The sequence below is a fragment of the Rhizomonospora bruguierae genome, assembly GCF_018397995.1.
GTDB classification, from domain to species: Bacteria; Actinomycetota; Actinomycetes; order Mycobacteriales; family Micromonosporaceae; genus Rhizomonospora; species Rhizomonospora bruguierae.
In genome coordinates, this window is the sequence record NZ_BBQH01000030.1 from 1 (window position 1) to 18,946 (window position 18,946).

General features: G+C 71.1%; 17 protein-coding genes and 1 tRNA gene. 9 read left to right on the forward strand and 9 right to left on the reverse strand.

Features of this window, described 5'->3' with window-relative positions:
* The first annotated feature begins 171 nt into the window (after positions 1–171).
* Complete coding sequence (locus tag KJS59_RS16800; protein ID WP_213453848.1) at positions 172–1,122, forward strand: hypothetical protein; 951 nt, start codon at positions 172–174, stop codon at positions 1,120–1,122.
* A gap of 137 nt (positions 1,123–1,259) precedes the next feature.
* Here the strand turns inward: KJS59_RS16800 and KJS59_RS16805 are convergent, their stop codons facing one another.
* Positions 1,260–1,769 (reverse strand): GNAT family N-acetyltransferase, encoded by a 510-nt coding sequence (locus tag KJS59_RS16805; protein ID WP_213453849.1) that lies wholly within the window; start codon positions 1,767–1,769, stop codon positions 1,260–1,262.
* Positions 1,770–2,183: 414 nt separating this feature from the next.
* Here KJS59_RS16805 and KJS59_RS16810 point away from each other — a divergent pair, with 414 nt between their 5' ends.
* Together KJS59_RS16810 and KJS59_RS16815 are read left to right on the forward strand one after the other, a co-directional pair.
* Positions 2,184–2,378 (forward strand): hypothetical protein, encoded by a 195-nt coding sequence (locus KJS59_RS16810; protein ID WP_213453850.1) that lies wholly within the window; start codon positions 2,184–2,186, stop codon positions 2,376–2,378.
* A gap of 38 nt (positions 2,379–2,416) precedes the next feature.
* Positions 2,417–2,953, forward strand: a complete 537-nt coding sequence (locus tag KJS59_RS16815; protein ID WP_213453851.1) for a hypothetical protein — start codon at positions 2,417–2,419, stop codon at positions 2,951–2,953.
* Between the two features lie 214 nt (positions 2,954–3,167).
* Here KJS59_RS16815 and KJS59_RS16820 read toward each other — a convergent pair.
* A tRNA-Thr gene (locus KJS59_RS16820) sits at positions 3,168–3,244 on the reverse strand.
* Positions 3,245–3,480: 236 nt separating this feature from the next.
* Between KJS59_RS16820 and KJS59_RS16825 the strand changes: the two genes are divergently transcribed.
* A complete protein-coding gene (locus KJS59_RS16825) occupies positions 3,481–4,572 on the forward strand; it encodes an ABC transporter ATP-binding protein (RefSeq protein WP_213453852.1) in 1,092 nt (363 codons plus the stop codon).
* 57 nt (positions 4,573–4,629) lie between these two features.
* On the opposite strand, the gene KJS59_RS31240 is transcribed toward KJS59_RS16825, so the two are convergent.
* From KJS59_RS31240 to KJS59_RS16860, 7 genes are all read right to left on the reverse strand, one after another.
* Positions 4,630–6,243 carry a pectate lyase family protein gene (locus KJS59_RS31240; protein WP_249714313.1) on the reverse strand — a complete coding sequence of 538 codons (1,614 nt, stop codon included), beginning with the start codon at positions 6,241–6,243 and terminating at the stop codon, positions 4,630–4,632.
* A 43-nt stretch (positions 6,244–6,286) separates the two neighbouring features.
* On the reverse strand, positions 6,287–6,622 hold the full coding sequence (locus tag KJS59_RS16835) for a hypothetical protein (protein WP_213453853.1): 336 nt from the start codon (positions 6,620–6,622) through the stop codon (positions 6,287–6,289).
* 234 nt (positions 6,623–6,856) lie between these two features.
* Positions 6,857–8,020 (reverse strand): Gfo/Idh/MocA family protein, encoded by a 1,164-nt coding sequence (locus KJS59_RS16840; RefSeq protein WP_213453854.1) that lies wholly within the window; start codon positions 8,018–8,020, stop codon positions 6,857–6,859.
* A gap of 7 nt (positions 8,021–8,027) precedes the next feature.
* Positions 8,028–9,506, reverse strand: a complete 1,479-nt coding sequence (locus KJS59_RS16845) for a mannitol dehydrogenase family protein (protein ID WP_213453855.1) — start codon at positions 9,504–9,506, stop codon at positions 8,028–8,030.
* The gene (locus KJS59_RS16850; protein WP_213453856.1) at positions 9,497–10,786 is read right to left on the reverse strand and encodes an enolase C-terminal domain-like protein; all 1,290 of its coding nucleotides are present in this window, start codon (positions 10,784–10,786) and stop codon (positions 9,497–9,499) included. The genes KJS59_RS16845 and KJS59_RS16850 overlap by 10 nt, the downstream gene beginning before the upstream one ends.
* Entirely contained in the window at positions 10,786–12,204 is a 1,419-nt protein-coding gene (gene uxaC, locus KJS59_RS16855) for a glucuronate isomerase (RefSeq protein WP_213453857.1), read from the reverse strand. The genes KJS59_RS16850 and uxaC overlap by 1 nt, the downstream gene beginning before the upstream one ends.
* A gap of 32 nt (positions 12,205–12,236) precedes the next feature.
* Positions 12,237–13,613 (reverse strand): Gfo/Idh/MocA family protein, encoded by a 1,377-nt coding sequence (locus tag KJS59_RS16860; RefSeq protein WP_213453858.1) that lies wholly within the window; start codon positions 13,611–13,613, stop codon positions 12,237–12,239.
* 253 nt (positions 13,614–13,866) lie between these two features.
* Between KJS59_RS16860 and KJS59_RS16865 the strand changes: the two genes are divergently transcribed.
* From KJS59_RS16865 to KJS59_RS16885, 5 genes are all read left to right on the forward strand, one after another.
* Positions 13,867–14,889, forward strand: a complete 1,023-nt coding sequence (locus KJS59_RS16865) for a LacI family DNA-binding transcriptional regulator (protein ID WP_213453859.1) — start codon at positions 13,867–13,869, stop codon at positions 14,887–14,889.
* 7 nt (positions 14,890–14,896) lie between these two features.
* Positions 14,897–16,201 carry an ABC transporter substrate-binding protein gene (locus KJS59_RS16870; RefSeq protein ID WP_213453860.1) on the forward strand — a complete coding sequence of 435 codons (1,305 nt, stop codon included), beginning with the start codon at positions 14,897–14,899 and terminating at the stop codon, positions 16,199–16,201.
* A 40-nt stretch (positions 16,202–16,241) separates the two neighbouring features.
* The gene (locus KJS59_RS16875; RefSeq protein ID WP_249714315.1) at positions 16,242–17,228 is read left to right on the forward strand and encodes a carbohydrate ABC transporter permease; all 987 of its coding nucleotides are present in this window, start codon (positions 16,242–16,244) and stop codon (positions 17,226–17,228) included.
* A gap of 119 nt (positions 17,229–17,347) precedes the next feature.
* A complete protein-coding gene (locus tag KJS59_RS16880) occupies positions 17,348–18,109 on the forward strand; it encodes a carbohydrate ABC transporter permease (RefSeq protein WP_249714328.1) in 762 nt (253 codons plus the stop codon).
* A 131-nt stretch (positions 18,110–18,240) separates the two neighbouring features.
* Positions 18,241–18,849, forward strand: coding sequence for a hypothetical protein (locus tag KJS59_RS16885; RefSeq protein WP_249714317.1), 609 nt, complete (start codon positions 18,241–18,243; stop codon positions 18,847–18,849).
* Positions 18,850–18,946 lie beyond the last annotated feature (97 nt).

Sequence of the window (18,946 nt, forward strand, 5' to 3'; positions counted from 1 at the left end):
GGGCTGGGCTGGGCTGGGTGCTGCGGGCCGGGATGGGCGGGGCCGGGATGGGCGGATGACGGCTTTTGGAGTGAGCCGCACCGGTTTATGCCGATTGCTCGTTGAACTCCATGGCCAACCGCACATCCGCCGCGCCCGGCGCGCCGGCCAGGCAGGAGAGTGGGATAACGCATGAACAAGTGGCTCTACCGCACGGTGGGCACCGTGGGGCTCGCCGGCGGCGCGCTCCTGATCGCCGGTCAGGCCGCACAGGCCGACGCCCCCCGGCCCGGCACCGACCCCCAGCAGCTACGCGCCCTTGTGGACGGCCTGTTGGCCCCGATCGGCGACGTCCACCTAGGAGCGGCTCAGTTGGGCCTACCCGCCGACCAGGCCCCGCAGGTCATGTTCGCCTCCCAGGAAGCGTCCACGATCGCCGGCAGCACACTGGAGGCCCCGGCCCTTCCCGGTCTGCCGGATCTTGGAGGGCTTCCCGACCCGCGCGATCTGCCGATCTCGGATCTCACCGCCGCCCTCGGCGCCCTTCCCGCCGGTGGCCTCGGGCTGCTTGCCGCCACCGACGGCAGCGACCACGGGAACGACCGCGGCGGTGTCCGCAGCAGCGGCCTGCACGGCGTCAACCCCGCGGCCGACATCCTGCCGATGCCGGCCGGTCAGCAGGCGGGTCTCACGCCGCTGCCGCTCGACAGCAGCGTGCCGCTCGACACGCTCCCGCTCGCGGACGTGCCGCTCATCGCGGACGAGTTGGCCCAGCCGCTCGGCGGGCTGCTGCCCACCGACGGCCTCCCGAGCCGCGACACCGGCATCACCCCGCTCGACCCGCAGTGGCCGCTTCACGACCTGGTGACCGTGCCACCGGTGAACACGACGGCGCTGCCCTCGGCCAGCCTCCCCCTGCCCAGCGGCGCCGACCTGGGCGACCTACGGACGCCCTCCGCCAGCCCGCCCTCCGCCGGCCATCCCGCCCCGGACCGCACCCTGCCGCGGGGCGCCGAGCGCCCGGTGGCCGGTGAGGACACCCAGTTCACCGAGTCAGGGACGCCCTGGGCGACGATCCTCCCGTTGGATGGTCTTCCCGTCCTCCCCGCGCTGGACGACCCGGGCACCATCAAGCTGATCTGAGCATCGGCGCCCAACGACGTGGCGGGGGTGGCTTGCCGCTCCCGCCACGGTACTTCCGGTCTCGTATGGGCTCTCGTCCACCTGACTCCGCCCCGGCCACGCAGGGGCGGTCAGCGCCGACCGGCGGTCACGCCGCTTCAGGGCAGCGGGTGCGTGTCGATCCAGAAGCGGAGTTCCTCGTCGAGGGTCTGATCCGGCTGTCCGCCGTTGGCGAGGATGACGCGGCGGGACGGCTCGTTGTCCGGGTGGCAGGTGAGCAGGACCCGGGCCAGGCCCAGCCGCCGCGCTTCGACGAGCCCGCTGGCGAGCATGCGGGTGGCGTGCCCCTGGCGGCGCCACGCCGTGACGACGCGGTAACCGATGTGCCCGCCGGCGACCGCGAGTTCCGGCGTGAGTTCGTGCCGGATCACCAGGGTGCCGAGGTAGTGCTCCCCGGCGACGTACCAGTAGATGGACGAGGGCACACCCCACCGGGTGAGGACGCCACGCCGCGCCGCCGCGTGGCCCTCGAAATCCTCGCTGGCCGGGCCGAGCCAGTCGGCGCTGCGCCCGTCCAGCACGCAGTCCGCCTGCTCACCGGTCAGGTAGGAGACCCGGACCGCGGCCGTGGGCGGCACCAGCCTCGGCGGTTCCGGCAGCGTGATCATCGCCCTGATCGTATGCCTCGACGCCGCCACGTTCTGCGCGCGCCGTCCGGTCGCCGGTCACCTGTTCACTAGCTTGGGCCAGCCACGATCCGCCGTCAGCTTGGAAGCCACCACCTGCGAAGCCATCCCTCTGGCCGACCCACCACCCACCGCCGCTCCCGGCCGGCCGCGGGCGCAACATGGGAAGACACGTATTCAAGCTCACCTTCTACGTCGTCGATACCTCCGCGCTGGCGACCGGACGAGCGGTACGGGACGAGTTCATCAACATCGAACGGCCGCCGACCAGCTCACCCGAGGATGATTGCACCTTTTGTACTTTTTAACGACTACAACTCGTCACACCGACGTGTCATGCTGTTCCCACCTATCCTGCGGGTAGAACAAGGGCGACGAGGACGGAGGGCAGCAGAGTTGGCCACGAAGACCGGCGCCGAGTTGATCGAGTTCGGTGAGATTTCCGCCGAGGACCAGCAGGGCATGCTGGAACGTGCAGCACGAAGCCTGCTCAATCTATCGGCGACAGAGTTCCGCCAGCGCTGGGATGCTGGGCTGTACAGGGAAGATGGGGATCCCCGGGTCACGCAGGTGGCAATGCTGCTGCCCTGATGCCTGGCCGGACCCCGTACAACGCTTACAGCGCGTTCGTGACCCCGCTCGCGAGCGCGCTGTCTTGCGTCGCAAGAGCAAAAATCGTGTGCACTAGTGGCGGCAGCAGCCAGCTCGGCAAGGTGCATCTACTCCTGTTGGGCGGCGTCGACGAAGGCGCCTATGTCAGGCCGAAGGGCGGCGCTCGCCTGGAGCTGCGTGCGCGGATGCGATACGAGATCATCGAGGATGACCGCGAAGGCATGGGGCCGTATCGGGTTACCACCCGCTGGTACGAGTACTCACTTCAGGAGTCTGGGGGCCAAGCGGTAATCGAGTACCACTGGCACCCCGGCGGGAAGTCTCATGAGGATCGCCCACATGTGCACCTCGGCACCGCTCAGCTTCGGCCGAACGCTGTCATGACCAAGAAGCAGCACTTGCTGACCGGGAGGGTGACCTTCGAGCAGGTGATCCGCCAAGCCATCGAATACGGCGTCGAGCCGTTGTGTGCTGACTGGGACGACAAGCTGACGGCGGCTGAGACGCCACACGTCCTGCATAGAAGCTGGAGCGTAGCGCCGAGCATGCGTTAGGTGCGACGCAAGACGGCGCTTGGAGAAGCTCCGTCCGACAGCGCTGCTTCGGGAAGCCGTCGGCCCGCCCGGCGTCCGGCTGCACGACCTGCGCTACACCGTCGTCTCGCCGCTCATGGTGCTGGGCGTGCCGCCGCACGTCTGCCGTTGTTGTCTCTGTGGCTGTCACGGCCCGTCTGTCTGATCTTGGCCACCAGGAAACGCCTGGTAGGGCTGGAGCCCCCGGCCGGGCTCGAACCGGCGACATCTCGCTTACAAGGCGAGTGCTCTGGCCAACTGAGCTACAGGGGCATCTCCGTCCGCCCAGCATAGCTACTCGCCGGGCGTCAGGGTCCCAGTGTCGGGTGGCGGCGTTCGTACTACTGGGCGCTTTGTCCCAATCATCCCTGGCACGCCACCGACCAGGGAGGGGTGCACTTGGCAGTGGCGCCGCTGGTGATTACGGTTACGTCACCGGACCCGTGGGGCCCGGCTCTTTCACTCGGATCGTCCGGCACGTTCCTGCCGGTGGAAGGAAGCGCTGCGTCATGGCAACTGTCACGTACAGTAAGGCGACCCGGATCTACCCGGGTACCGAGCGGCCCGCGGTGGACCACCTCGACCTCGAGATCGGCGACGGGGAGTTCCTCGTGCTCGTCGGCCCGTCGGGGTGTGGCAAGTCCACCAGCCTGCGGATGCTCGCCGGCCTGGAGGACGTCGACGAGGGCACGATCTCGATCGACTCGCGGGACGTCACGCACCTGCCGCCGAAGGCCCGCGACATCGCGATGGTCTTCCAGAACTACGCCCTGTACCCGCACATGACGGTGTACGAGAACATGGCGTTCGCGCTGAAGCTGCGCAAGACGAGCAAGGCGGAGATCGACCGGCGGGTCAAGGAGGCGGCGGGGCTGCTCCAGCTGGAGGAGTACCTGAACCGCAAGCCGAAGGCGCTGTCCGGCGGTCAGCGGCAGCGGGTGGCGATGGGCCGCGCGATCGTGCGTGAGCCGCAGGTGTTCCTCATGGACGAGCCGCTGTCGAACCTCGACGCGAAGCTGCGGGTGCAGACCCGTTCGCAGATCGCGACGCTGCAGGCGAACCTCGGCATCACGACGGTGTACGTGACGCACGACCAGACCGAGGCCATGACGATGGGCCACCGGGTGGCGGTCATGCTCGACGGCGTGCTCCAGCAGGTGGACACCCCGCGGGCGCTCTACGACGCCCCGGCGAACGTGTTCGTGGCGGGCTTCATCGGCTCGCCGGCGATGAACATCAAGACGGTGCAGCTGACGGAGCAGGGCGCGGCGTTCGCCGAGATGGTCCTTCCGCTGACCCGGCAGCAGGTGGCGACGGCGCACGCCGACGGCGGCAACGGCAAGGTGACCGTGGGCTTCCGTCCGGAGGACACCGACATCGTGGGCGCCAGCGAGGGCGGCATGCCGATCGTGGTCGAGCTGGTCGAGGACCTGGGCGCGGACGCGAACGTGTACGGCCACGCGGCGATCGGCGGGGCCTCGGAGCGGTTCGTGGTGCGCACCGACCGGCGGCACATGCCGAACATGGGCGACACGGTCTTCATCAAGCCGCGCAGCGAGCACCACCACGCTTTCCACGCCGTCAGCGGCTCCCGCATCTGACCGGCAGCACAGCAGGACGAGGGGGCCCGCCGCCACGGCGGGCCCCTCGTGCTTCGCCTAGATCTTTCCGGTACCCGCACCCGCGGTGACCAGCGACTTGATGTTCGCTGCGGGGTCCACGGAGTAGCCGTACGGGATGCTCGCGACGCTGCCGTTGGTCAGCACCGGACCGGAGTTGACCAGCACGTTGTTGCGGGCGACCAGGTTGCCGCCCGGCGAGGAGCCCTCGCTGGTGTGCGTCGGGTCGGTCAGGTTCTCGAAGTAGTTGCTCTCGACGAGGACGCCCGCGCCGCACGTGGTGGCGACGCCGTAGCTGTAGCTGAGCGCGGTGGTGTTGACGTAGTAGTTGTTGAACACGTGCACCGGGTTGCCGAAGCGGACCCGGGGGTTGCGCTGGGCGCAGTTGCTGAACATGTTGTGGTGGTACGTCACGCGCAGGTGGCCGGTGTCCTCGGACGCGTTGCTGTCGCTGTGCCCGACCAGCGAGCACTTGACGTGGTCGTGCAGCTTGTTCCAGGACACGGTGATGTAGTCCGCGCCGTGCGTGATGTCCAGCAGCCCGTCGTAGTAGTCGGTGCCGTGGGTGGTGTCGCTGGACAGGTCGTTGTGGTCGAGCCACAGCCGGGTGGCGCTGTCGATGTGGATGGCGTCGCCGTTGCCGTTGCCGGCCCGCACGTTCGAGATCTTCAGGTTGCGGACGATCACGTTGCTCACGCCCCGGATGTTCAGGCCGCAGCCGTTGAGGCCGGAGCCGGAGCCGACCCCGAGGATGGTCTTGTTCGCGCCGACCCGCACGTCCGCGGAGCAGGTGAAGTTGCCGTTGACCTGCACGATCGCCGCCGAGTTTCCGGTGACGGCGCTGGTCAGGGCGGCGAGGCTGGTCACGGTGGTGGTGGAGCCGCCGGCACCGCCGGTGGTGCCGCCGCCCTGGGTCGCCCAGCCGATCAGGCCGCCGGCCGGGGGTGGTGGCGGCGTGGTCGAGGTGGGCGGCGTGCTGGTCGGCTGGGTCGTGGTGGGCGGGGTCGTGGTGGGCGGCGAGGTGGTGCCCCCGGTGGTCACGGCCACGTCGTCGAAGGACGCGCTGGCGTACGAGGTGACCAGGGCGATCCGGCCGGCGGTCTGCTGGGTGTTGGTGCCGGCGGCGACCTGCGCGCCGTTGACCAGGCCGCGGATGGTGCTGCCGGACATCTCGATCCGCAGGGTGTACCAGGTGCCGGTGTTGACCGACAGGGCCGCGCCGCCGATGACGGTGATGGAACTGCCGTTGACCGCCTGGAGTTCGGCCCGGCCGGAGTTGAGCAGGGCCAGCCGGTACATCTTGGTGTCGCTGCTGGAGCGGGCGGCGATGGCGACGAGGCGGCCGGAGCCGTTGAACGACAGCGGCTTGACCCGGGCCTGTAGCTGGTAGTCGGTCCAGCCGGTGTCGCCGGCGAAGGCGCGGGCGAGTTCGCTGCCATTGTTGGACTGCTGGTACACCGGGGTGCCGTCGGTGACGACCGTCCAGGTGCCGCCGGACTTGGACCAGCCGTTGGCGTTGCCGTCGTTGAAGTCGTCGGTGAAGGCGGTCGCGGCGTTGGCCACGGCGCCCATGGCGAGCGCCAGCGCCAGCGCGGTCGCGCCGGCACCAGCGGCGGCCAGCAGGCCGCGGCGGTTCGGGTTTCTGATCTGCACGGGTTCCTCCCGGGTGAGATGGGCGGGACGGTCACGTCCTCGGTCAGGCCGGTAGCCGGTTCGGGTCCGCCAGCAGCCCGGCCACGATGGGCACGAGCAGCGCGGGCAGGACCGGTCCGGTGCGCGGGGCGGGCGCCCAGCCGGCGTCGGCGGACAGGTCCGGGGCGGGCGCCGGCAAGAAAGCGACCCGCGAATACGCCGGGTCGACATAATCGGCGCACGACAACGAATTGTTTGCGTGGTCCACGTTGCCGTCGATCCGGCCGCCGGAGTAAATGATCGCGGGCTTGGCGTCCGCCCCGTTGGTGGCGTCGGCACCACCCGGCGCCGCGATCAGTTCGGCGCCGCCCAGGTCGCCGGCGGACGGCGCGGTTGCCATGACGGATGCCAATGTTCTTCTGCGCATCTGCACACCCCCGCACCAGTGGCCGGAAACATATATGAAAGCCGATGCCCCACGGTAGGCATGCGCAATTACGGCAGTCAATGGATTGGGTTTGCAGATAATTTGCAGAATCCCGCGACAATGTCGACCAACCCGGCGCCGAAATCGCCGAGTCCGGGGTGTTGGGCCCGACTTCTAGCGGACCGTCGTCGCCGTTGTTTGCAGGATTCAGCTCACCAACTCGCGATAGGGGTGGGCCGCCCAGGGCACACCGGTTTCGGACAGCAGCGCCAACCGCTCCACGCAGGCGCGCAGCGCCGCATTGATACCCGGGATCCGGTTGACCCGCGCGGGGGGCTCACCGGCCGGGACCACCACGTCGGGGCCGAGCAGGACGGGGTCGCCGGCCGCGCGCACCGCGTCCAGGACGGCGGTGAACGGCGCGGTCCGGGCCAGCGGCGCGACCAGCGGCACATCCCGGTCCGCGCGGTGGTCGAGCAGGTTGGCCAGGAGCGAGACCCGGCCGGGTACCTCGCGCGACGCCGGGTCGCCGGGCAGCCGGAGCCGGTCCGTCGGGTACTCGAGCAGCGCCCGCCCGGCCGTACCGGTGACCGCGATCTCCCCGGCCACGAAATCCTCCCCGGCCAGCGTGACCGCGACCAGCACGGGTGGCCCCTCCCGCGGGGTCAGCCGCAGCGTCGAGGTGTCGTCCACCTCGATCGGTCGGGTGCGGTAGCACTCCACCTCGACCGTGCCGGGGAGCACGCCTCGAGCCGCCCCGGCGTTGCCGGCCACGATGGCGGACTCGGAGACCGCGATCGCCTGCATGACCGCGTGGGCCAGTGGGTTCGCGAGCGCCCCGTCCAGCGAGGGGCGGCCGTCGACGGTGCGCCGGCCCGCCCACGGGGCGCGGGCGTAGTAGGCGTCGTCCCGCTGCCAGCAGGCGAGCGCGCTGACCCCGGTGACCCGGCCGAGCTGGCCGGCGGCGATGGCGCCGGTCAGCTCGGCGAGGGCGGCCGAACCCAGCGCCTGGAAGCCGACCTGGCACGCCCGGCCGGTCTCCGCGACGACGGCCGAGAGCGCCCGGTGCTCCGCCGCCGAGAGCACCGGCGGCTTCTCCAGCAGCAGGTCGGCCCCGGAGCGCAGGACGTCGGTCGCGATCGGCAGGTGGGTGTGCGGCGGGGTGCAGACCACCACGACCTCGGGGGCCGCCTCGCGCAGCAGATCGCGGTGGTCGGTGAAGACCGGCACGCCCGGCGGCGCGTCCCCGACCGGGCGCACATCGGCCAGACCCACCAGGCGTACCCGCCCGGCCGCCGCCAGCTCGGCGATGTGCCGCCGGTGCCAGCGGCCATGCCCGCTCGCCCCGACCAACGCCACCCGCACCGTCACCGGATGCTCACCGCGCGGCCCGGCGGATCGTCTCGGCCACGCCGTGCCGATCGAGGTCCACGAGCCAGCCCACCACCAGGTCGCGGACCACCGGGTCGGCGGCGAGGTCGGGCGGGAAGGTCGCGTCGATGCCGAACAGCGCCGCCACCACCCCCGCGGGGCCGGGGCGGGCCGCGGCCAGCGCCGACCGGATGCGCTCCGCCAGGGGGTCGTTCAGCGGCAGGTCGGCACCGTCGTCGGCCCGGCCGCAGACGAACCGGGCCCAGGCCGCCACCACGAGCGCCGCCCAGCGCGGCGCCGCGCCGGCCGCCCGCCGGTCGGCCAGCGTGTGCAGGACCCGCTGGGGCAGCTTCTGCGTGCCGTCCATCGCGACCTGGAGGGTGCGGTGCTGGATCGCCGGGTTGGCGAACCGTTCCAGCACCTCGTCCCCGTAGGCGACCGGGTCGACACCGGGTGGCGGGGTGAAGCTGGGCGCGATGTCCTCCGCGATGAGCCGGCGCATCGCGTCCGCCATGCCCGGCACGGCGAGCGCCTCGGCGATCGTCTCGCGGCCGGCGAGCGCGCCCAGGTACGCCAGGGCGGAGTGCACGCCGTTGAGCGCCCGCAGCTTGAGCCGCTCCCAGGGGCCCGCGTCACCGGTGAGCACGGCGCCGGCCAACTGCCACGCGGGGCGCCCGGCGGCGAAGTCGTCCTCGATGATCCATTGGCTGTACGGCTCGGCGCCCACCGCCGCCAGGTCCACCACGCCCAGCGCCCGCTCGGCGGCGGCGATCGTCTCCGGGGTACTGGCCGGCACGATCCGGTCCACCATCGTGCCCGGGAACGAGACGTTCTCCGCGACATAGCCCGCCGCGTCGGCGACGCCCGGGTACCGCAGGGCCGCCGTCACCAGGCCGCGCAGGCGGCGCCCGTTGGACGGGAGGTTGTCGCAGCTCAGCAGCGTGATGGGGCCGGCGCCGGCCCGGTTGCGGGCCTGGAGCCCGCGCAGCAGCAGCCCCGGCACGGTGACCGGGGGGCGGTCGGTGCTCAGGTCGGCGACCACGTCGCCGTCCGCCCGCAGCCGCCCGGTCGCCGGGTCGAGCAGGTACGCCTTCTCGGTCACGGTCAGCGTCACCACCCGGATCGCCGGATCCGCGATCAGGGCCACCACCGCGGCCGGGTCGTTGGCGGCGTGCCGCACCCCGGACAGCGCGCCGATGACCCGCGTCCGCGTGCCGCCCGCCGCCAGCGAGGCGACGCTGAACAGGCAGTCCTGCTCGCGCAGCGCGTCGTGCACGGCGATGCTGCGCGGGGCGACGCCGACGATGCCCCAGTCACCGCCGGCCGCCGCCATCGCGTCCTCGGTGAAGACCGCCTGGTGGGCCCGGTGGAACGCGCCGAGTCCCAGGTGGACGATGCCGGGCGCGGGCGGGTCGATCCGCGGGCGGGCCGCGGCCGGCACCCGCGCCAGCGCGGAGCGGGTGAGGCGGTGCGCGGTCACCGCCATGCCGGGCCGTCCGGGAAGGAGAACTCGGCGATCGACTCCGGCCTCATCGTCGCGCTGTACCCGGGCCGCTCGGGCAGTAGGTACCGCCCGTCGCGGGTGCGCACCGGGTCCACGAAGTGCTCGTGCAGGTGGTCCACGTACTCCACCATCCGCCCGTCCAGCGAGGTGCCGACCCGCAGGTAGTCGAAGATCGCCAGGTGCTGCACGTACTCGCAGAGCCCGACGCCGCCCGCGTGCGGGCAGACCGGCACGCCGAACTTGGCCGCCATAAGGATCTCGGCGAGCACCTCGTTGACCCCGCCGACCCGGCAGGCGTCGATCTGCATGACCCCGATCGCCTCGGCCTGGAGCAACTGCTTGAAGATCACCCGGTTGGCGGCGACCTCGCCGGTGGCCACCCGGATCGGCGATACCGCCCGCTGGATGCGGGCGTGGCCGAGCACGTCGTCGGCGTGCGTCGGCTCCTCGATCCAGTACGGCCGGACCTCGGCGAGCAGCCCCATGTTGGCGATCGCCTCGTCCACGTCCCAGACCTGGTTCGCGTCCATCATCAGCAGCGCGTCCGGCCCGATCTCCTCGCGGATGATCCGGGCCCGGCGCACGTCGTCCTCGATCGCGCCGCCGACCTTCATCTTCATCGCCCGCCAGCCCTCGGCGTACGCCTGGCGGGTCAGCGCCCGGACCTTGTCGTCCGGGTACCCCAGCCAGCCGACCGAGGTGGTGTACGAGGGGAAGCCCGCCTCCCGGAGTTCGGCGAGCCGTTCCTGGCTCCCGATCAGTCCTTTGTCGAGGATGGCGGTGGCGTCGTCGGGGGTGAGCGCGTCGGTGATGTGGTGGAAGTCGACGCAGCGCACCAGTTCCTCGGTGGGCAGCTCGGCCAGCAGCCGCCACAGCGGCTTGCCGTCGAGCTTGGCGCGCAGGTCCCACACAGCGTTGACGATGGCACCGGTGGCCATGTGGATGACGCCCTTCTCCGGCCCCAGCCAGCGCAGTTGGACGTCCGCGCTGAGCGAGCGCCAGAACGCGACCGGCGCCGCGAAGATCTCCTCGACCGTGCGCCCGACCACGTGGTGCGCCAGGGCGCGCACCGCCGCGCAGGTGATCTCGTTGCCGCGCCCGTTGGTGAAGGTGAACCCGGCGCCGGTGTGCGGGCCGTCGGTGACCAGTTCCACGTAGGTGGCGGAGTAGTCGCCGCGGTTGATGGCGTCCGAACCGTCGCCCGCGGCCGCGGTCGGGAACCGCACGTCGTGCACGGCGAGGTCGGTGATCGTGGTGACCATCAGCGCTCCAGCTTGAAGATCCGGCGGGGCAGGTGGTACGCGAGGTCGACGATCGTCTCGGCGGCCTCGTCCAGCGGCAGGCGGTGCTCGGCGACCAGGCGGGCCAGGTAGCCCGCGTCGATCCGGCGGGCCACGTCGTGGCGGACCGGGATCGAGCAGAACGCCCGGGTGTCGTCCACGAAGCCGGCGGTGTTGTAGAAGCCGGCCGATTCGGTGACCGCCTCCCGGAACCGGCGCAGCACCTCCGGCGAGTCCAGGAACCACCACGGCGCGCCCAGGTACAGCGCCGCGTACCCGCCGGCCAGCGGGGCCAGTTCCCGGGTGAAGGTGTACTCGTCCAGCGTGTAGAGCACCACCCGCAGGCGCGGATCGTTGCCGTACGCGTCCAGCAGCGGCGTGAGCGCGTGCAGGTACTCGGTCGCCTGCGGAATGTCCCCGCCGACGTCCCGGCCGTGCGTGGCGTGCAGCCACCGGTTGTGGTTGCGGACCGCGCCCGGGTGCAGCTGCATGACCAGCCCGTCGTCGATCGACATGCGGGCGAACTCGACGAGCATGTGCGCCCGGAACGCCTCCGCGTCGGCCGCCGTCGCCTCGCCCCGCAGCCCCTTGGCGTACAGCGCGGACGCCTCCACCGTGTCCAACCGCAGGGTCCGCGCCGTCGGGTGGCCGTGGTCGGACGAGGTGGCGCCGGCCGCGATGAACGCCTCCCGGCGCCGGCGCAGCGCCTCCAGGTACCCGGCGTAGGTGCCCGTGTCGGTGCCGGCCACCTCGCCGAGGCGGCGCACGTTGCCCGCCCAGTTGTCGAACTCCATGTCCACCACGTTGTCCGGCCGGAACGTGGTGATCACCCGGCCGCCGGGGCCGCCCCAGCCGTCCGCGGCCAGCTTGGCGTGCTGGTGCAGGTCGTCCAGCGGGGATTCGGTGGTGGCCAGCACCTCGATGCCGAACCGCTCGAACAGCGCCCGCGGCCGGAACTCCGGCTCGGCCAGCCGGGCGGCGATCGCGTCGTACACCTCGTCGGCGGTCGCCGGCCGCAGCGCCGTCTCGACGCCGAACACGTCCCGGAACGTCTGCTCCAGCCACAGCCGCGACGGCGTGCCGCGGAACAGGTGCCAGTGCTCGGTGAACAGCCGCCAGATGGCCCGACCGTCGGTCTGCACCGGCTCGCCGTTGACCGACGGGACGCCGAGCCGGGCCGGCGGGACGCCCTGGCTGAGCAGCATCCGGGTCAGGTAGTGGTCCGGCACGATGATCAGTTGAGCCGGGTCCGGGAACGGCCGGTCCTCGGCCAGGATCGCCGGGTCCACGTGCCCGTGCGGCGAGATCAGCGGCCGGTCGCGGACCAGGGCGTACAGGTCCCGGGCGATGCTCCGCTGGCTCGGGTCGGAGGGCAGCAGCAGGTCGGTGGGCGGGGGCACGGCGGTCGCTCCTGTCGACGGGTGCGGTCAGGTCAGGTCAGGTCCAGCAGGCCGGCAACGCGAACGGGCCGGCCGGTGGCGAAGGAGGCGTTGGCCGCCAGCCCGGTGAGCAGGGCGAGGGCGCCGTCCCGGGCGGTGGCGCCGCGCCCCATCGGGTCCGTCTCGCCGCCGAACAGCACCGCGGTCATCCGGGCGTCCGCCCCGCCGTGCCCGTCCCGGGCGTACCCGGGCACCGGCACCTCGCGCGGCGGCTCCCAGTACGGGTGGACGGTCAGCCGGGCGTGGCCGAACTCGGCGGCGGCCTCGGCGCCGTGCAGCACGGCGGAGCCACCGGAGCCGGCGGAGCCATCTGAGCCACCGGAGCCGGCGGAGCCCTTGACCGTCCGGGCGGCCGCCGGGCTCACGTAGCCGTTCTCCACCACCTCCAGTTCCAGCCGGCCCCGGCTGCCGTTGAACATCACCCGGTACCCCTCCCACGGCGCGTACGCGGTGAGGTGGTACGACATGGTGGCGCCGGTGGAGTAGCTGGCCAGCACGGCCATGTCGTCCTCGATGGTGACGCCGGGGGCGAACACGTTCCGGTCCCGCTGGTACCCGTCGGCCGCCTCGGCGTCCAGGTACAGCGCCTTGAGCTTGGGCTGCCCGGCGAGGTCCAGGGCGAACGGGTCGTCGGCGGCGGCCGGCGACCCGTGGGCCCGCTCGTAGTCCCGGGCGTACCCCTCGGCGGCGCCGGCGCCGGCGTCCCCGTAGAAGAACAGGCGGCCCTTGGCGTAGACCTCGACCGGCGTGGCGTCCAGCCACCAGTTGACCAGGTCGAAGTGGTGGCTGGCCTTGTGCACCATCAGCCCGCCGGAGTTGGCCTTCTCCCGGTGCCAGCGGCGGAAGTAGTCCGCGCCGTGCCGCACGTCCAGCAGCCACTCGAAGTGCACCGACCCGACGGTGCCGATCTCGCCGCCGGCCAGCGCCCGCTTCACCGCCTCGTGCAGCGGGTTGTACCGGTAGTTGAACGCCACCGACACGTCCCGGCCGGTGCGCCGCACCGCCTCGAGGATCCGCCGGCAGCGGCCCTCGTTGGTGGTCATCGGCTTCTCGGTGACCACGTCGCAGCCGGCGTCCAGGGCCGCCACGATGTACTCGTCGTGGGTGTGGTCGACCGTGGTCACCAGCACCGCGTCCACCCGCTCCTTGGCGAGCATCGCGGTGAACTCGGCGGCCGGGTACGCCGGTACCGGCGCCGCGCCCAACTCGGCCAGCCAGGCGTTGTGGGCCGCCATCCGGCGCGGGTTCACGTCCGCCAGCGCGACCAGTTCGGCCACGTCCGCGTGGTCGCGCACCAGGGCCTGGGCGAACATCTCCGCCCGGGCCCCGGTGCCCACGATCGCGTAGCGGGTGCGTGCGCGGTCGGTCATCCGGTACCGCCTCCCAGGTTCTGCAAAGGTTTGCAGCAGAACGTCCCACGGGCCGCCGCGCGCGTCAACAGGGGGCGACGAAGGCGTCCGATTTGTCGGGCTCATCGCCGGTCTCTCGATCAGGATTGCGCTTTCTTAAGGGGTTCCCGTCACCGAACCGCAATCCGGAACCGTTGACACCGGCGCAACCGTTTGCATTAATTGGGCCTCTCAACCAGCTCAGCGTGACCACCAACACATCGAAGGGCCAGCCGTGCCAGCCACCATCCGAGACGTCGCGCGCGCGTCGGGGGTACACATCTCCACCGTGTCGCGGACCTTCTCGGCTCCGCACCTGGTCAACCCCGAGACCCGGAGCCGGGTGCTGGCCTGCGCGGAGAACCTCGGCTACCGGCCCAACCGGGCCGCCCGGGCGCTGATCACCGGCCGGACGCACAACGTCGGCCTGATCGTCGCCGACCTCGCCAACCCGTTCTTCCCACCGCTGATCAAGGCGGCGGAGAGCCAGGCCCGGCACCGCGACTACCACATCTTCGTCACCGACACCAACGAGGACCCGGCGGTCGAGGAGGAACTGATCCACGCGCTGGCCAAGCAGGTGGACGGCATCCTGCTGTGCAGCCCACGGCTGAACAACAGCCTGATCGAACAGCTCAGCCGGGAGGTGCCGCTCGTACTGATCAACCGGCAGGTGGCGGGCCTGCCGGCCGTGGTGATGGACGTCGGCCAGGGCGCCCGCCTGGCCATCGAACACCTCATCGGCCTCGGCCACCACCAGATCGGCCTGCTGGGCGGCCCCCGGGGGTCGTGGACCAACCGGGAGATCCGCCGGGCGGTCACCGCCGCCGCCCGGTCCGCCGATGCGGTGCTGACCGGCATCGGACCCAACCAACCCACCGAGGCGGGCGGCGCGGCCGTGGCCGAGCAGGTCCGGCGTAGCGGCGTCACCGCGGTGCTCGCCTACAACGATCTGATGGCGATCGGGCTGATCGAGGAGCTCGACGCGCTCGGGGTCCGGGTACCCGCCGACATCAGCGTGGTCGGCATCGACGACATCGCGCTGAGCCGGCGGATCCGGCCCCGCCTGACGACGGTGGCCAACCCGACACCGGCCGCCGGCCGGGCGGCCGTCGACATGCTGCTCCAGCGAGCTGGCGACGACCGCCGCACCACCGCACAGGTAACGCTCCAGACCGAACTGGTCATCCGCGATTCCACGGCGCCACCACCGGCAACCCGCACCGCCGTGGTGCTCGCTTCCCACGTCAAGGAGTGAGACAAGAATGCACCCCACCACACCCACCACCCTCGGCCGGCGGAGATTCCTGCGCGGCATCGCGGCCCTCGCCGTCGCCGCGCCACTGATGTTCGGCGCCGCCGCCTGCGGCGACGACAAGTCCGGCGACGACGGAAAGGTCGAGCTGTCCTTCTTCTGGTGGGGCGGCGACGCCCGCGCCAAGCTCACCGAGCAGGCCCTCGACCTGTACACCACGAAGCACCCGAACGTGACGTTCAAGAAGACCTGGCAGGCCAACCAGGGCTACTTCGACAAGCTGGCGACGCTCACCGCGGGCGGCGACGCGCCGGACATCTTCCAGATCGACGACAACTACCTGACCGAGTACGCCGCCCGCAACGTCACCCTGGACCTCATGTCGTACAAGGACTCGGGCAAGCTGGACGTCTCCAAGTTCCCCGAGAGCCTGTGGAAGTACGGCCTCGTCGACGGCAAGCTGGCCGGCCTGGCGTTCGGCGAGAACACCCAGGGCATGGTCTACAACAAGACCCTGCTGGAGAAGAACGGCCTGCCCGAGCCGACGATCGGCATGAGCTGGCAGGAGCTGATCGACTGGGCGGCGCAGGTGACCGCCAAGACGAAGATCCCCGGCACCCAGGACCCCAGCGCCGACTACAAGGCGTTCTGGATCTGGCTGCGCCAGAACGGCAAGGACATGTACAAGGACGGCGGGCTCGGCTTCACCGCCGAGGACGTCACCGCCTGGTTCCAGATGTGGAAGGACGCGGCCGCCAAGAAGGCCACCCCGACCGCGGACGTCATCCACGAGGGCAACGACACCGACATCACCAAGCAGCTCGTGGTGACCGGCCGGGCCGCCACCTCGTTCGTCTGGGTCAACCAGATGCCGGAGCTGAAGAAGAACACCAAGGACGAACTGGGCGTCGTCTCCTACCCCGGCGACCCGAGCGCCCAGTGGGCCCGCGCCTCGATGTACTTCTCGGTGTTCCGGAACAGCAAGCACAAGGACGCCGCGGTCGACGTCATCAACTTCCTGGCGAACGACCCGGAGGCCGGCGAGATCCTCGGCACCGACCGGGGCCTGCCGTCCAACCAGGACATCCGCAAGACCGTCGCGGACACCACCACCGACCCGGCGATGAAGCAGTCGATCGAGGTGGAGACCGAACTGGCCACGAAGTTCGGCCCGTCGCCGCAGGTCCCGCTCAAGGGGCACAGCAAGGTGCGCAGCGAACTGGTCAAGGCGGCCGAGAACGTCCAGTACGGCCGGCAGACGCCCGCCGAGGCGGCGGAGGCATACCTGAAGACGTGCCAGGCTGCGATCGCCTGACAGCGGCACGGTACCGACGAATGCGGAGAGGAGTCGACTCGTGGCGTTGACCACGACGTCCACCCCGGCCCTTCGCGACCGGCGGCCCCGGCCCGGCCCCGCCACCCGGCGGGGGCGGGCCGGGGCCGCCCGGCGCGGCGAGGGTGCCGCCGGGTACGTCTTCCTGTCGCCCTGGCTCCTGGGGCTGATGGGCATCACGGCGCTGCCCATGCTGCTGTCCCTGTACCTGAGCTTCACCAACTACGACGTGCTCACGCCGTGGTCCGAGGTGGAGTGGGTGGGGCTGGCGAACTACCGCCGGATGTTCACCACGGACCCCACCTTCTGGCACTCCGTGCAGGTGACGCTCAAGTTCGGCCTGATCGCGGTACCCCTGAAGCTGGCCGCCGCGCTCGGCGTGGCGATGCTGCTGCACCGGGCGTGGCGCGGGGTCGGCCTGTTCCGTGGCCTGTTCTACCTGCCGTCGCTGCTCGGCGGCAGCGTGGCGCTGGCCATCGTCTGGGTCAACATGTTCAACCGGGCCGGCGCCTTCAACTCGCTGCTCAGCCTGTTCGGCATCCACGGCAAGGCGTGGGTCAACGACCCGGACTGGGCGCTGCCGACGCTGATGCTGCTGGCCATCTGGCAGTTCGGCGCCCCCATGGTGATCTTCCTGGCCGGACTCAAGCAGGTCCCGGTGGAGTTGTACGAGGCCGCGGCCGTGGACGGGGCCGGCGCCTGGCGCAGGTTCCGCAACGTCACGCTGCCGATGCTCTCCCCGGTCATCTTCTTCAACCTGGTGCTGGAGACCATCCACGGCTTCCAGGGCTTCACCTCCGCCTTCGTGCTCAGCAACGGCAGCGGCGGACCGATCGACTCCACCCTCATGTACACGCTGAACCTGTACATCCACGGCTTCACCGAGTTCGAGATGGGCTACGCGTCCGCCCTGGCCTGGGTGTTCCTGTTGGCCATCGCGCTCATCACGGTGGTGCTGTTCAGCACCGGCCGGTTCTGGGTGCACTACACCGACGGAGACGACCGCTGATGGCCACGCACGTCGCCCGTGGGCCGGCCAACCGCCGTCTGAACACCGGGACGCGCGCCGCGTTCCGGTACGCGATCCTGCTCCTCATCCTGGCGCTGGTCCTGTACCCGCTGGTGTGGATGGTCGGCACGTCGCTGAAGTCCCAGCAGGAGATCGTGAACAACACCGGCCTGTGGCCGGCGGAGTTCACCCCCGGCAACTACGCGCAGGGCTGGGTCAACTTCGACGTCCACTTCGGCCGGTTCTTCGCCAACAGCCTACTGCTGTGCGCGCTGATCGTGATCGGCAACGGCCTGTCCTGCCTGCTGGCCGCGTACGCGTTCGCCCGGCTGAGGTTCCGGCTGCGCGGGTTCTGGTTCGCCGTGATGATCGGCACCCTGCTGCTCCCCGGGCACGTACTGATCATTCCCCAGTACATCCTGTTCAAGACGCTGAACTGGGTCGGCGGGCCGTGGCCGTACCTGCCGCTGGTGGTGCCGCACTTCCTGGCCACCGAGGCGTTCTTCGTCTTCCTGATGGTCCAGTTCATGCGGGGCATCCCCCGCGACCTGGACGAGGCGGCGAAGATCGACGGGGCCAGCCCGTACGGCGTGTTCCGCCACGTGATCCTGCCGCTCAGCCGGCCGGCGCTGGTCACCACGGCGATCTTCTCGTTCATCTGGACCTGGAACGACTTCTTCCGCCAACTCGTCTACCTGTCCGACCTGAAGGACTACACCGTCCCGGTCGCGATGCGCCTGTTCATCGACTCGACCAGCGAAAGCGCGGTCGGGCCGATGTTCGCGATGTCCGTGATGAGCCTGCTGCCGGTCTTCCTGTTCTTCGTCGCCTTCCAGCGCATGCTGGTCGAGGGCATCAACACGAGCGGGCTCAAAGGATGAGACCGGAGGGTCGCGGCGGGGTGGTCGGGGGTGTAGGAGGCGGGTCGAGGCCGTTGGCTGGTGGGCTGGGCGAGACGGGTCCGGCTCGGCCGGCGGCTGGTGGGCTGGGCGAGGCCGGTCCGGCTGGGTCGGTGGTGGGGTGGCCGGAGGAGGCGGGTCCGCCGCCGGGGCGGCGGGAGTGGCGGGAGACCGTCCGCAACGCGGCGGACTTCGCGCTGCTCGGCATCCTCACGGCGGTGGCCGCCGCACCGGTGGTCACCGCCGGCGCGGCGGCGGCCACGGCCAGCGCCGCCGTCCACGACTGGGCCACCACGCAGAGCTTCCCCGACCTGCGCACCTGCGCCCGGCGGTACGTGCGGGCCATCGTCCCCGGGCTGGGGGCGACCGCCGTCGCCGCCGTCACGGTCTGGCTGCTCGCGGTCGACCTCTCCGCCCTGCGCGCCGGGCGGGTACCCGGCGGCACGCCGCTGCTCGTGGCGACCGCCGTCCTCGCGGCCCTGGCCGCCGGCCTGGCCGGGCTGATCATCGTCGCGGTCGGCCGGCGGGGCGGCCAGGGCTGGCGGGCCGCCGCGGCCGAGGGGGTACGCGGCGCGTACGAACGCCCCGCCGCCCTGCTGGCCGCGACCGGGGTCGTCACGCTGGCCACCCTCATCGGGCTCATGGTCCTGCCGCCGCTGATCCCCGTGCTCCTCGGCTACGCCCTGCTGGCCCTGCACGGAGTTACTGCGGCCTCGCGGTGATCAATCACCACATGGCGATTAATCGTCGTCCATCAATTGACCGGTGCAATATCTCATGAAACAGTGACTCGTCATGTCGATGCCGTTACGGGGAGGG

Bases quoted from the DNA above. Each gene is read 5' to 3' on its own strand.
- KJS59_RS16800 (WP_213453848.1), top strand. From the start codon at position 172: ATGAACAAGTGGCTCTACCGCACGGTGGGCACCGTGGGGCTCGCCGGC.
- KJS59_RS16805 (WP_213453849.1), bottom strand. From the start codon at position 1,769: ATGATCACGCTGCCGGAACCGCCGAGGCTGGTGCCGCCCACGGCCGCG.
- KJS59_RS16825 (WP_213453852.1), top strand. From the start codon at position 3,481: ATGGCAACTGTCACGTACAGTAAGGCGACCCGGATCTACCCGGGTACC.
- KJS59_RS16835 (WP_213453853.1), bottom strand. From the start codon at position 6,622: ATGGCAACCGCGCCGTCCGCCGGCGACCTGGGCGGCGCCGAACTGATC.
- KJS59_RS16845 (WP_213453855.1), bottom strand. From the start codon at position 9,506: ATGGCGGTGACCGCGCACCGCCTCACCCGCTCCGCGCTGGCGCGGGTG.
- KJS59_RS16850 (WP_213453856.1), bottom strand. From the start codon at position 10,786: ATGGTCACCACGATCACCGACCTCGCCGTGCACGACGTGCGGTTCCCG.
- KJS59_RS16860 (WP_213453858.1), bottom strand. From the start codon at position 13,613: ATGACCGACCGCGCACGCACCCGCTACGCGATCGTGGGCACCGGGGCC.
- KJS59_RS16870 (WP_213453860.1), top strand. From the start codon at position 14,897: ATGCACCCCACCACACCCACCACCCTCGGCCGGCGGAGATTCCTGCGC.
- KJS59_RS16880 (WP_249714328.1), top strand. From the start codon at position 17,348: ATGGTCGGCACGTCGCTGAAGTCCCAGCAGGAGATCGTGAACAACACC.